This window comes from Pseudomonas sp. RT4P38 (assembly GCF_054897765.1).
Genome location: NZ_CM142703.1, coordinates 63,638 through 76,455 on the forward strand (window position 1 = coordinate 63,638; position 12,818 = coordinate 76,455).

The following is a 12,818-nucleotide window of genomic DNA, read 5'->3' on the forward strand; positions in this document are numbered from 1 at the left end:
CCTCAGGCGAACTCGCAGGTCACGCTGGCGTTGCCGTCGAGCGTCGCATGGACACGCTTGAGGCTTTCACCGATGGCCATCGCATCGAGCAAGCGGTCGGCTACCAGTGGCAGCACGTGCAGGTCGAGCAAATGGTCGATCAGGCGCGCGCCGCTGTCGCTCTGGGTGCAGCGTTCGGCCAAGTGATCGACGAGGTCCTGCGAGTAGGTGAAATCCAGCTGACGGCGGTTCAGGCGCTCGCCCAAACGACCGAGTTTGATTTCGATCAGCTCGCGCAGCACCGGGCCACCGACCGGGTAGTAAGGCACCACGCGCATCCGCGCCAGCAGCGCCGGTTTGAAGTGCTTGCTGAGGACCGGGCGAATGGTTTCTTCGAGGACTTCGGCCGATGGGCGTGCGCCGTTTTCGCAGAGTTCGCTGATGCGGTCGCTGCCCAGGTTCGAGGTCATCAGGATCAGCGTGTTGCGGAAGTCGATCTCGCGCCCTTCGCCGTCGTTGGCCACACCTTTGTCAAAGATTTGGTAGAACAGATTGAGCACGTCCGGGTCGGCTTTCTCGACTTCATCGAGCAGCACCACCGAGTACGGTTTCTGACGCACGGCTTCGGTGAGCATGCCGCCTTCGCCGTAACCAACGTAGCCCGGCGGCGCACCGATCAGGCGCGAGACGGTGTGTTTCTCCTGGAACTCGGACATGTTGATGGTGGTGATGAAACGATCACCGCCGTACAGCAAGTCAGCGAGGGCCAGCGCGGTTTCGGTCTTGCCGACGCCGCTCGGGCCGACCAGCAGGAACACGCCCACCGGTGCATCAGGTTTGTTCAGGCCGGCAGCGGTGGCGCGCATCGAGCGATCCAGCGCGTGAACGGCTTGTTCCTGGCCACGGATGCGCGTGCGCAAGTCGGTGGCGAAGCTCGCGACCTTGGCGTTGTGCTCACGGGCCAGTTGGGCCAATGGCACGCCGGTCCAGGCGCTGATCACTTCGGCCACCAGACGCGGGCAGACTTCGAAGCTCACCAGACGCTCTTTGAGCTGGGCATCGGTCAGGGCGCGGTGGGTTTCGTTCAGCGCGGCTTCCAGGGATGCGACGCTTTGCGCTTCATCAACCGCCAGCGTCTCGATCACTGTGCCTTCGGTGTCTTCTTCAACCGTGACGGTAGGCTCGACGGCAGCGGCTTCGCGCGCCTTGGCCAGTTGCTGACGCAGGTCCAGCAGGCGCTCGGCCAGTTCTTTCTGTTCAGTCCACAGCACTTCGAGGGCGACCATTTCATCTTCGGCTTCGCCCAGGCGATCTTCCAAAGCGTCCAGCGCTTCGTGATCAATCAGCAGACCAGCCTCGGCATCACGGCGCAGGGCCTGACGCTGACGGCCACCTTCAGCCAGTTCGCCACGCAGGCGTTCAAGGCTTTCCGGTGCGGCGGCGAGGCTGATGCGCACGCGGGCGCACGCGGTGTCGAGCACGTCGACGGCTTTGTCCGGCAGCTGACGGCCCGCGAGGTAGCGAGCAGACAACTCGGCCGCCGCAACCACGGCGTCATCGCGCAAGTAGATGCCGTGGCTCTTCTCGTAAACCTGAGCGAGGCCACGCAGGATGGTCACCGCTTCGCTGACGGTCGGTTCGTGCAGTTGCACCGGCTGGAAGCGACGGGCCAGGGCCGGGTCTTTTTCGAAGTACTTCTTGTACTCCGCCCAGGTGGTGGCGGCGATGGTGCGCAGCTCCCCACGGGCCAAGGCCGGCTTAAGCAGGTTGGCTGCATCGGAGCCGCCAGCGTTGCCGCCCGCGCCGATCAGCGTGTGGGCTTCGTCGATGAAGATGATGATCGGTTTCGGCGAGGCTTTGACTTCATCGATCACGCCTTTGAGGCGACGCTCGAACTCACCTTTGACGCTGGCGCCCGCCTGCAACAGGCCCATGTCCAGCGACAGCAATTCAACGCCTTTCAAGACTTGCGGCACTTCACCGGCCGCGATGCGCGAGGCCAGGCCTTCGACGATGGCGGTTTTACCGACGCCGGCTTCACCGACCACAATCGGGTTGTTCTTGCGGCGACGGGCGAGGATGTCGACCATCTGACGGATCGCGCCATCGCGGCACAGCACCGGGTCGAGTTTGCCGTCGCGGGCCTGTTGGGTCAGGTTGTGGGTGAAGCGCTGCAACAGCGATTCGCCGGGCACCGCGGGTTTGCCCGTGGCCGGTTGTTCTTTCTGCGACAGGGCGAATTCTTTCAGGCGTTCGATGTTCAGCTTGGCCAGCAACGACTGGTAGCGGCTGCCGGCGTAGCGCATCGGGTTGCGCAACAGCGCGAGGATCAACGCGGCTTGCTCGACCTGGCTTTGGCCCAATTCAAGGTTTGCCACCAGCAACGCATCTTGCAGCCACTGCACCAGTTCCGGGGCGAACACCGGGTTGCGCGAAGCGCTGTGCTCGACCCGCGATTGTAACGCGGCGCTCAGCTCACCGGCATCGACTTCGGCGTCTTGCAGCGCGCGTGCGAGCAAGCCTTGCGGGCGCTCCAGCAAGCCCAGCAGCAAGTCTTCGACGAGGATCTTGCTGCCGCCACGGGCGACGCAGCGTTCGGCCGAACTTTCCAGGTCACGACGGGTTTCGGCGTCCAGCGCCTGGATAAGTTGTTGCAGGTCTACGTTGATCATTGGTCTCACGTCCTTAATGAATTTTGCTGCCCAGGGTCACCACGCCGTCCGCTTTTTCGCGGCCGAGCCAGCTGGTCCATCCCAGGCGACAAGCGTTCTGTTCACCGATGCGCAGTTCGCGGATTTCTTCCTGGCGCAGGACCAGGCGAATGTCGTAGTCGAGCGGGTCACGCAGGGTGAACCGGACCAGCGCGCAGAGCGGCTGGTAGCCGAAACCGATCGGCAGGAATTCGTGGAAGCGTTGCCAGTCGAGTTCGCGGATGTGAATGCGGAATTTGCCGCTGCGGTCGCGCACGTGTTCGCCCAGCACCAGGTCTTCGCCAAGCAGGCTGTTGGCGCGGCCCAAGCGATTGCGTTGCTCGTCGAGAATTTCGACGCGACGCTCGATGCACTGCTCGATGGTCAGTTCGGCGTGTTTGAAGTAGTAACGCAGCACCGCTTCGATCAGCGCCGCCGAGTGCGCCCGCAAGCTGAGCAAGCCGAGGTACGGCAGCAGGCGTTTCCAGTTCAGTTCCTGGGCCCGGCGGATCTCTTCGCCGCCTAGGCCGATCAACGCAAACAGCTGCGACGAAAACGGGTCGAGCGCGCCGCTCTGGAAGCTTGCGCGGTAGCGGTATTTTTTCCAGATCGGCAGCATCAGCCGTTGCAGGCGATGGTGAAACAGGTCGAGAAAGTTGCGGGTCGGGTTGCCGTCTTCGCTATCGCCCAGGGCCTGTTCGCCGTAGAACGCTGGCAGTGGCGAACCGGAACCGACCAGGCCGATCAGGTTGAAACGCAGACGCGCGCGCATCTGCCCATGCTCTTCGAAAAACTCCACGCGATCCACATCACTGCCGGGGAAACCCAGGCTCGGATTGGCCTGGAATTCCAGCTGGTCGTACAGATCGTCTTCGCTCAGGTACGGGTGCGCCTCGCGCAACCGGTCAACCACCAGCAGCACGGCCTGAAACAGCGAGTACTCGCGTATTACCCGGGTCAGCCCGCTTAAAGCAGGGGTTGCAGACCCATACGTGGTGTCCATTGGTACACCTCTCCCTGTGTGCTTTTTACCCGCAGCTCGTGGTACGAATTGAGACTGGCGTAAAGCGCGAAAAACTCGTTAAGAACTGAAGCGAAAACGAACAGGTCGCCCTCACCGATATACCCTTCCGGGTCGATCGTCAGCTCGGTGCGCAACCCGCGTACCGGCAACCCTCGGTGCAAGCGGTCGACGTGTTGGTGCTTGATCGACTTGAGCCCACCCAGCAGGCGTTTACTGACTTTTTCCGCGTGTTGGTCGTAGTAGCGCGGCAGGTCGTAGGTTTCGAGAATCACCTTCAACGCATTGACGTCGGCCAGCGATAGATAGTTAAGCGACATGTTGCTGATCAGCTTCCAGAGGAAGTCACGGTTCAGCGGCGGCGCATAGCTGGGCGTGGCCGGGGTGATGTTGCGGAAACTCAGGAACTCCGGCGTCTCTTCGCAGGCCATGCAGATGTCGCCGAGCTTGAGTTTTTTTGGCAGGTTCTGGTTGGTGCACATCAACTCGATCGACAGGGTTTCGTGGGCTTCGGTGTGACGGATGCCGAAGCTCAGATAAGTGTCGAGGCCGTTGTGCAACGAAGACGAACGCTGGCGGATGCTGTAGTGCGGGCGGCTGTTGGGCACGTCGAAACTCGGGTCGTGCTCAAAGGATTCGAACGGCACGTACTCTTGATAACCAAGGCCACCGGGCTTCCAGCCGGTGACGGTTTCCACGGAAAACACGCCGCAGTTTTCCAGGCCGAATTCGGCCGGCAGCAGCAGGTATTCGTCCTGTTTGCCGTCGAGGCGGATCGGCAACGCATCGTGTTTGAACAGGTTGACGATCGGCGTGCAGTAGAGCTTCACGTTGTCCAGGGTCGGACGCAGACGCTGGATGCCGCTCTTGCGAATATCGAAGCGCAATTCCAGGCCGCGCACCTGCTTGAGGGTGTCTTCCGGCAGTGCCTTGAGCAGGTCCAGACCGTTGATATCGACGAAGAGGAATTTGTCCTGGAAGGCGAAATATTCCTGCAGATAGCGATAGCCGCGGAAGGTGTTCAGCGGATACGGGATCAACGCTTCTTCCTCGGCAAAACCCACCGGCTGCACGCGGTCGCCGGGCATCTTGAATGCCATTGGCGTGCCGTTCACGCCGTTAATCGGTTTTCCGGCACCGTCCAGCGGGACCAGTTCGATGCCTTCCAGGTTGCGCAGCAGGCTCAGGTAAAGCATCTGACTGATGTAACGCTCACCGGCGAAGTGCAGGCGCAGACGGCTCAGCTCCAGCTCACCAAGGTGACCGTCAGCACTCATCTCCAGACGCAGACTCAACAACGAACCATCGCCTTTCACCGAGTAATTCAGCGCGGCCAGGTCCAGCGGCAACACCTCGGTCGGGTAGCACGTGCGGAAACGGCAACGAACGTCATCGACCGGCACACTCTCAACCGGCGTATTACGCTCAACCATCAACGCAGGACCCGAACGCTTCAACGGATCGAACTGCAAAATGCTGAACGCCGGCAGCGGCCGCATGTAGTTGGGCCACAGCAAATGCATCAGCGAGTGGCTGAGCTCCGGCAACTCGTCGTCGAGCTTTTGGCGCAGGCGGCCGGTCAGGAACGCAAAGCCTTCCAGCAACCGCTCCACGTCCGGATCCCGCCCGGCCTGACCCAGGAAAGGCGCCAGCGCCGGGCTACGCTCGGCGAATCGACGACCTAACTGGCGAAGTGCGGTGAGTTCGCTTTGGTAGTAGTGGTTAAAGGACACGAGGGGTTACCTGTTTGTCGGTTTTGCAAAAAGTTGTGAACATCGAAACATTCAATTCACCCAGCAGAAACAGAGCGTCTTGAATAAAAAATCAGACACTGGAGTGCGTCAAATAATAGACACCCATCACAAACATAACCGGAATGGCCATAATACAAATAAAATTCAATACCTTGTGAAGCCTTTTTTCCCTAACACTTGGAATAAGTCCGGTAACACCAACAAAAAAACAAAAAACCGCCAACACACCGAAGTAGTCATTATCTACCATGCCGGCAAAGTAACCTTCCATAGTCATTCCTTATTAAATCCCATGAAGTTCCAGCGATATAACTCAAAGGCCTTAAGAAAATCTTCATTAACAGTGCCTTTCGTCAGATTATGGTAAGTCCAGCCTGACCCTGACTTAATGAAGTATCCTTTTTGTACCGGAAGCCCTACATATCCACTACTTTGGGGATCAGCCATATCTTTCCCGGTAAGTTTCACACCCCATGTGAATGGCCAGATAATTGCGGCGTCTGTATTTCCCTGCCGTATATCAATTCGTGAGTCAGTCACCGCCACAGCCATCTGTATGTGATGGGCAGTAGTCATCATCGGACGATCAAGTGCCTGCGCAAGGATGTCGCCCGGCATCAAATCCTCCACGGAGGCTACGGCTACAGTATTGACTGTCGTTTTTTGCATTTCACGGGCGCCGTAACTCAGCATCACCATTTCAGCGAAACCGTACTTATTCGACCCGTATCGGTCATGAGCGGACGGACTATAATTTTCCATGTTTCTATAAGCCCTGACGCCAGTAACCAGTTTAACTGGAAGCCCGCGCTTACTAGAAAACTCCACTAAGACCATGATTGCAAAATCTTCGCAGGTAAATTTATAGTTATTTACCTTGCCATCTTTGTCCCAATACTGCTCATTGATCAGTCCTTCCGCAATCAATGGTGCTTCGTCGTGATAAGCAGCAATATCTGCATCAGTCCAGAAAGCAGTCGTTTTCCAGAATACTTTATAGGTAACTTTTTTCCCGACCGGATCTGCCTTGGAAGTTAATGCAATTGACCGTGTCATCAAGGTAGACAAAATTTCGGCGCTCATACCGACGCTCCATCAATTGCGGCGTAAAAGTCAAAAGTTTCACCTTCTTCCCCCCCTACCAACTGGGTTCTGCCCATTGCATCACTTTGCCCGAAGATAACTTCGCCTTTGGCGGTTGTAATCTGATAAGGAATATCCTGAAGTGGATTTCCATCCTGATCTTCCATCACAACATGCTGACAATGGGAAAACAGCATTAATGGAGTCGGCGGAATAAACGGCACCGGCGTATGCGAGTTCCCGATAATCACCGTCGAAGACCCAGCCGTAACTTTATTGCCATGAGCACCGACGGAGCCCACAGTGGCCGCCGGTTTACCGTTGATCAAAACGGTCGTTGCTAAATCGCCAACCAGCGCACCACCACACGCCGAGGCATCGCCTTGGCGGGCGGCCGCGAGGCCGTCGAAGAACACGTCGCCGGAACCGGCGACGATCGGGTTGGTGCCGTGGCCGGGGAGTGGGCAAGCGGTGGGGTCGGTGACACGTGCTGCGGGTTTGCCGGACATACGAATCTCCTTAGTTGACCTTGACTTGACCGCTGCCATCCAGGCGCGCGGCGAAACTGACCTGACGCTTGAAACCATCAACTTCCAGCAAGCCTTCGATGCTGAAGGACAGGCGAAGCTGATCGTTGTCACGCGGCAGGGAAATGACACGCACATTGCTCAGGCGTGGCTCGTAGGCTTCGATGAAATTTTCGATGGCCAGACGGGCCTGACTCAGGGAGTCGTGCAGGCTCAGACGCATGTCATTGAGATCGGGTAGCCCGTAATCGGACAGCGTTTGCACGCTGCCCGCACGGGTGCTGAGCATCTTGGCCAGATGGGCAGCCACGGACGCCATGGCGGAAACCTCGCGGCTCCAACCGACGCGTTTGTCCGCGTCGCCACCCAGGCGTTCGAAAAGGCTGCCATATCCAGTCATGAGTCGCTCCGCTTACTCTTTGTCCAGCTTGCCAACCAGCGACAGGGTGAAATCGGCACCCATGTACTTGAAGTGCGGGCGCACGTTCAGGCTGACGCGGTACCAGCCAGGCTCGCCTTCAACATCGCTGACGATGATCTGGGCAGCGCGCAGTGGACGACGGCCACGAACTTCGGCACTTGGGTTTTCCTGGTCGGCCACGTACTGGCGGATCCACTTGTTGAGTTCCAGCTCGAGGTCGGTACGTTCTTTCCACGAACCGAGTTGCTCGCGCTGCAGCACTTTCAAGTAGTGAGCCAGGCGGTTGACGATCATCATGTACGGCAGTTGAGTGCCGAGCTTGTAGTTCAGCTCTGCTGCCTTGCCTTCAGCGCTGATGCCGAAGAACTTCGGCTTTTGCACCGAGCTCGCGGAGAAGAACGCCGCGTTGTCACTGCCTTTGCGCATGGTCAGGGAGATGAAGCCTTCCTCGGCCAGTTCGTATTCACGACGGTCGGAAACCAGAACTTCCGTAGGAATCTTGGTTTCGATTTCGCCCATGCTTTCGAAGTGGTGCAACGGCAGGTCTTCAACCGCGCCACCGCTCTGCGGGCCGATGATGTTCGGGCACCAGCGGAATTTGGCGAAGCTGTCGGTCAGCTTGGTGCCGAACGCGTAGGCCGTGTTGCCCCACAGGTAATGCTCGTGGCTGTTGGCGACGGTTTCTTTGTACACGAACGATTTGACCGGGTTTTCTTCCGGGTCGTACGGGTTACGCAGCAGGAAACGCGGCACGGTCAGGCCAACGTAACGGGAGTCTTCCGACTGGCGGAAGCTCTGCCATTTGGCGAATTGCGGGCCTTCGAAGTGATCTTTCAGATCCTTCAGGTCTGGCAGACCGGTGAAGCTTTCCAGGCCGAAGAATTTCGGGCCGGCGGCGGCGATGAACGGCGCGTGGGACATGCAGGCAACGCTGGACACGTACTGCATCAGTTTCACGTCCGGCGAGCTTGGGGACATGAAGTAGTTAGCGATGATCGCGCCAACCGGCTGACCACCGAACTGACCGTATTCAGCGGTGTAGATGTGCTTGTACAGGCCAGCCTGCATCACTTCTGGCGAATCTTCGAAATCGTCCAGCAGGTCTTCTTTGGAGACGTTGAGGATTTCGATCTTGATGTTTTCGCGGAAGTTGGTGCGGTCGACCAGCAACTGCAAGCCACGCCACGACGATTCCAGGGACTGGAACGCCGGGTGGTGCAGGATTTCGTCCATCTGGCGGCTGAGCTTGGCATCGATCTCGGCGATCATGCGGTCAACCATGGCTTTCTTGACCGGCTCACCGCTGTTCTGCGGCTTGAGCAGCTCTTCGATGAAGGCCGACACACCGCGCTTGGCGATGTCGTAGGCTTCGTCGTCCGGCGTCAGGCGGGTTTCGGCGATGATGCTGTCGAGAATGCTGTATTCGCCGTTCTCTTTGCTCTTTTGCTGTGCTGCGCTAGTGCTCATTGTGTTGGCTTCCTTGGCTGATGGAGACTCAGGCGTCCTGGGCTGCGGCGTTCAAGCCCAGCTCACCCAATACGCGACCGCGGGATTCGTCGTCGGCGAGAACGCCTTCGATGGCTTTGCGGAACGCAGGCGCGTTACCCAGCGGGCCTTTGAGGGCCACCAGCGCGTCGCGCAGTTCCATCAGTTTTTTCAGCTCAGGCACTTGTTCGACCAGGCTGGCCGGGTTGAAGTCCTTCATCGAGTTGACGCGCAATTTCACGGCCAGTTCTTCAGTGTCGCCTTCTTCCTGAAGACGGTTCGGTACGCTCAACGTCAGCTGCAGCTCTTGCTTGGCCAGCACTTCGTCGAAGGTCATCTTGTCGATGCCGATCGGTTTGCGATCTTCGACTTTACGTTCGTCCTTGCGGTGGGTGTAGTCACCGATTGCCAGTAGTTTCAACGGCAGTTCAATCTCTTCCTGAGCACCACCAGTGGCAGGTTTGAAAGTGACGTTGATGCGTTCCTTGGGGGCTACCGAGCCTTCTTTGGCCATGGCTATTCTCCTTGCGGTTGTGGCCCTGGGGCCTATTCGAGTACCACTTCGAGATCGAGGTGGCACAGCCTGCGATAAATCTCTTCCTTGCGTTCACGTACGGCATGGTTCTGCGGTAACAACTCGCAGCAGCTATGCAGTAAATGCAGCACTTCCAGCGCAAGATCGGGCTCCCAGGCGTTCAGGCCTGAGTCCTGTAATGTTTGGTCGAGGGTTTCGAGTTGGGTCCTGGCCAGTTCGTATTTCTTGGCCATGAAGCACAACCGCGCGAGGGCGAACTGCCAGAAGAACCGGACGCGTCCGCCTTGGGCGCTTTGCAAGCCTTGCTTGAGGATCTGCACGGCGGCCTTGAGGCCGTCCTTGCGCAGGATCGGCAGGACTTCTTCCAGGGCCAGTTCCCAGGCCGGCTGGGTGTCGGCGACTTCGACCTTGCGCGGCGCACTGGCGCTTTGCAGGTGCGGCATGACGTGGGCGCTGACCCAGGCGCGGGTCGCCGGATCGGCAAACGGGGCGCCGTCATGAAAACGCAATTCGATGATGCCGGGCAGGCGCTGAATCAAAAGCGCGAAGTGGATTTCCACTTCGCGCATAGCCATCTCGGCGTTGAGCCCCTGGAGGCACTCCCAAACCATTCGCTGGCCATCGAACCAGAACGGCGCCTTCGCCAGGCTCGCCTCCAGTTCCACCAGCAGGTCAGCGTATTTGGCCTGGTCGTAACGGTCCTGGCAGGCCTTGAGCTTGTCGGCTGGCAAACCACGCAGAACGGTGATCTGCTCGGCATTGCGCTCGGGCACCGCGTCGATGGGCAACCACAACAGTGTTCGATTGAGGCGCAAGGCGCGCAGGTCGGTGGCTTTCTGCTTGAGCCACCAGGCACACAACGGTCGCGCGTTTTCTTGCTGAGCGCGCAGGGCCTTGTGGGCTTCTTTCTCGTTGTCGATCGGCGCGCCGGGAGTGAACAGCTGCGTGGCAGCCTGCTTGACCTGGGCCACGGCGGTCCCTACCACACCGGGCTCCGGCTGGTTGTCAGCGGCGCGCTGGACCATGTTTTTCAGGCGGCGGGAGATCGGCAGCAGCAACGGCGCATAGTCGCCCAGGTGTTCGGTGCAGGCAGCATCGAGGCCTTCAAGATGTTCCACCAGACGGCGGAACAGCGGCAGCTGCTCTTTGATCGCGATGTTTTGGTTCAGCACCTGCTCAAGACGCGGCACCAACCAACTGATGGCAGCGGAGCGGGTGCGGGCCTTGTGGGGATGAACCTCGGCCCAGTGGTTCTCGCACAGGTGGTGCAGAAGTCCAAGGCCGGCCAGCAGTCCCTGGAAGGACTCGCGCTGGTACAGAGCCCAGGTCAGCCAGGCACCGACCCGCAAATCCTTGGACTGGGTGCGCAACAGGTTTTCACTGCTTTCGCGGATTTTCAGCCAGTCGATCTGACCGCTTTCGTGCATGGACTGGGCTTTGCCCAGCTCGCTTTCCAATGCCTCATATTCGCTCGAAAAGCGAACATCCTCGCCCGCGAAATTCTCTTTGGAAACAGAGGCTTTTGCGAGTTCAAGGTAATGAGCGGAAAGTTTGCTTGAGTAGGACATCCATGGCCTTTATTAAGGATTACAGTCATACGCCTAATGGAATTACCGAGGCGTGGGACAGTATCAAAGAGCTGCGATGAGTCTCATCCAATTGAGTTCGTGCTCTTTCAAGTGCGCGCATCGTACTCACGATGATGGCCACTAGCAAGCATCCGATTAAACAATAAGACGAAGCGTGTTTATTTCCTGCAGGAGATTTCCCTATATGTAGCAAGGGAATCCCTGAGATCCGTTTAATATTTCATTTTCTGGACAGCCGACCTGAAACCATTGAGATAGAGCCTTCCTTTTGACCAAGGATAATCACAGCCATATGCATCGCCGGTTCGCTCACTGAGGCAGGCGTGAAGCATGCCAAAAATAAAAAAAGATAAATGTAGGAGCATTCCGAAATGTTACCGGTATCGATGAATAAATCGACGAGTGACAACAGCCAATAAGAAAAGTGCCATCATCGTGATGGCACTTTGCATTAAATCCAAAGTTCCAAAACGAAACTTTCGGTATCGCGGAAATTTCTTACCGCTCTTCCGAATCCCTCCTACATCAATTCTTTGTATGCCTTGTTAGCGTGCACGGTATTTTGTCGACTTGCTCAAGCCGAGCATGGTTCAGGCGTCGCGATTTTTTTCTCTCAGCTTAAGGACGAGCTATACAAGCAAAAGGATAAGCGCATGTTCGCTCCGGCCAATGCTGCCCACTTGGCAATCTCACCTGACTACCACAGATGCCTGCCCATCGAGCTGCACAGTCAGGCGGATGCATTTATCCGTTATCTGCACGAGCTACCCAATAAATCACCGGTCGAGTGCCCGCAGTGTGGTCATCCACGCTTCAGACTGGAGGCCATGCCAAACCTGCGTCTTCCGTTTTACCGCTGTGCAGCTTGCAATAAAGGCTTTAACTGTCTGTCGAAAAATCCATTTTCGGGGTACGGGCTTATGCACCTGTGGTCCGCCTACGGACAGTACCTCTTAGCGGGCTGGTCCATGCCCAATGTCGCCAAAGCGATGGGCATTTCCCCCAGCACCACGTGGCGCTGGATTAAACCCTGCCGTGCGGTAGTGGCTAAAGAGTTTCCAGCGTTGTACCACTGGTGGTCTGCGCGACAAGATCGAACCGACCTGGAACCGCCGCCGCATATTGCGGCCCAGGCCCAGGCTTTCCTTAGCGGGTTAGAGCATTTACTGACGACTCAACAGGCTGTTTGCTCAAAGTGTGGGTCACTTGATATGAAGCGTGTCGATGAGCGGCGCCCTAATTTCTACTGCTCTGGTTGCTCAAGCACGTTGAGCTTACTGCGTGGCACGGAGCTGTCCCGATTGGGTTATCCGGAACACTGGCTGGGTTTTGCTCAAGGGGTGATCAATGGCGAAAGCGTGGTTGATTTGCAACGCCGTACAGGGCTTTGCGGACCTGCCTGTAAGCGCTGGCAGGTGCGTTTTACGCAGATGCTTGAACAGCAGGGGCACGCCGAGTTGATCCAATGGATTACCTGGCTCCGCAGTCGCCGGGTGAAAGAGGTGAATGATTTTGTGCGTGAAGGCGGGCAACTGGAGGCTGTAACCGGTTCTCGCTATTCCGCTGATTCAAATCGACGGTTTTCGGTTCCGCCAAAGCGCTTGCGCAAGCAGCACTGAAGACATTTCAAGCAACACGTCTGGGACGGCATCAAGTGCTCCCAATGTCCCCCGGTGTCAGGATAGTTGTCGCCTCTCCGAATTTTCCTGAAAAAGCATATCGGGGGCGGAAAGA

11 protein-coding genes are annotated in these 12,818 nt (G+C 57.8%); 1 reads left to right on the forward strand and 10 read right to left on the reverse strand.

All coding sequences use genetic code 11. The annotated features are described in order from the left end of the window. Positions 1 to 2 precede the first annotated feature (2 nt). The 10 genes from tssH to tssA form a co-directional block, all read right to left on the reverse strand. Entirely contained in the window at positions 3 to 2,651 is a 2,649-nt protein-coding gene (gene tssH, locus ACYZT7_RS00325; RefSeq protein WP_462039504.1) for a type VI secretion system ATPase TssH, read from the reverse strand. A 13-nt stretch (positions 2,652 to 2,664) separates the two neighbouring features. Beyond that, positions 2,665 to 3,672: a type VI secretion system baseplate subunit TssG gene (gene tssG, locus ACYZT7_RS00330; RefSeq protein WP_033059313.1), complete on the reverse strand. Its 1,008-nt coding sequence runs from the start codon at positions 3,670 to 3,672 to the stop codon at positions 2,665 to 2,667. Continuing rightward, complete coding sequence (gene tssF / locus ACYZT7_RS00335; RefSeq protein WP_462039505.1) at positions 3,636 to 5,423, reverse strand: type VI secretion system baseplate subunit TssF; 1,788 nt, start codon at positions 5,421 to 5,423, stop codon at positions 3,636 to 3,638. Before tssF ends, tssG begins: the two co-directional genes overlap by 37 nt. A 91-nt stretch (positions 5,424 to 5,514) precedes the next feature. Then, entirely contained in the window at positions 5,515 to 5,715 is a 201-nt protein-coding gene (locus ACYZT7_RS00340) for a hypothetical protein (protein WP_462039506.1), read from the reverse strand. Between the two features lie 2 nt (positions 5,716 to 5,717). Continuing rightward, positions 5,718 to 6,527, reverse strand: coding sequence for a hypothetical protein (locus ACYZT7_RS00345; protein WP_462039507.1), 810 nt, complete (start codon positions 6,525 to 6,527; stop codon positions 5,718 to 5,720). Continuing rightward, positions 6,524 to 7,036, reverse strand: a complete 513-nt coding sequence (locus ACYZT7_RS00350) for a PAAR domain-containing protein (protein WP_462039508.1) — start codon at positions 7,034 to 7,036, stop codon at positions 6,524 to 6,526. Before ACYZT7_RS00350 ends, ACYZT7_RS00345 begins: the two co-directional genes overlap by 4 nt. Positions 7,037 to 7,046: 10 nt before the next feature. Beyond that, entirely contained in the window at positions 7,047 to 7,454 is a 408-nt protein-coding gene (gene tssE / locus ACYZT7_RS00355; RefSeq protein ID WP_007894554.1) for a type VI secretion system baseplate subunit TssE, read from the reverse strand. Positions 7,455 to 7,466: 12 nt separating this feature from the next. Beyond that, a complete protein-coding gene (gene tssC / locus ACYZT7_RS00360) occupies positions 7,467 to 8,942 on the reverse strand; it encodes a type VI secretion system contractile sheath large subunit (RefSeq protein ID WP_462039509.1) in 1,476 nt (491 codons plus the stop codon). 28 nt (positions 8,943 to 8,970) lie between these two features. Then, positions 8,971 to 9,474 (reverse strand): type VI secretion system contractile sheath small subunit, encoded by a 504-nt coding sequence (gene tssB / locus ACYZT7_RS00365; RefSeq protein WP_462039510.1) that lies wholly within the window; start codon positions 9,472 to 9,474, stop codon positions 8,971 to 8,973. A gap of 32 nt (positions 9,475 to 9,506) precedes the next feature. Next, complete coding sequence (gene tssA / locus ACYZT7_RS00370; RefSeq protein WP_462039511.1) at positions 9,507 to 11,063, reverse strand: type VI secretion system protein TssA; 1,557 nt, start codon at positions 11,061 to 11,063, stop codon at positions 9,507 to 9,509. A gap of 674 nt (positions 11,064 to 11,737) precedes the next feature. Between tssA and ACYZT7_RS00375 the strand changes: the two genes are divergently transcribed. Next, entirely contained in the window at positions 11,738 to 12,703 is a 966-nt protein-coding gene (locus ACYZT7_RS00375) for a transposase (RefSeq protein ID WP_462039512.1), read from the forward strand. Positions 12,704 to 12,818: the final 115 nt, after the last annotated feature.

Coding starts and splice junctions, on each gene's coding strand:
- tssH (WP_462039504.1), bottom strand. CDS start 2,651: ATGATCAACGTAGACCTGCAACAACTTATCCAGGCGCTGGACGCCGAA.
- tssG (WP_033059313.1), bottom strand. CDS start 3,672: ATGGACACCACGTATGGGTCTGCAACCCCTGCTTTAAGCGGGCTGACC.
- ACYZT7_RS00340 (WP_462039506.1), bottom strand. CDS start 5,715: ATGGAAGGTTACTTTGCCGGCATGGTAGATAATGACTACTTCGGTGTG.
- ACYZT7_RS00345 (WP_462039507.1), bottom strand. CDS start 6,527: ATGAGCGCCGAAATTTTGTCTACCTTGATGACACGGTCAATTGCATTA.
- ACYZT7_RS00350 (WP_462039508.1), bottom strand. CDS start 7,036: ATGTCCGGCAAACCCGCAGCACGTGTCACCGACCCCACCGCTTGCCCA.
- tssE (WP_007894554.1), bottom strand. CDS start 7,454: ATGACTGGATATGGCAGCCTTTTCGAACGCCTGGGTGGCGACGCGGAC.
- tssC (WP_462039509.1), bottom strand. CDS start 8,942: ATGAGCACTAGCGCAGCACAGCAAAAGAGCAAAGAGAACGGCGAATAC.
- tssB (WP_462039510.1), bottom strand. CDS start 9,474: ATGGCCAAAGAAGGCTCGGTAGCCCCCAAGGAACGCATCAACGTCACT.
- tssA (WP_462039511.1), bottom strand. CDS start 11,063: ATGTCCTACTCAAGCAAACTTTCCGCTCATTACCTTGAACTCGCAAAA.
- ACYZT7_RS00375 (WP_462039512.1), top strand. CDS start 11,738: ATGTTCGCTCCGGCCAATGCTGCCCACTTGGCAATCTCACCTGACTAC.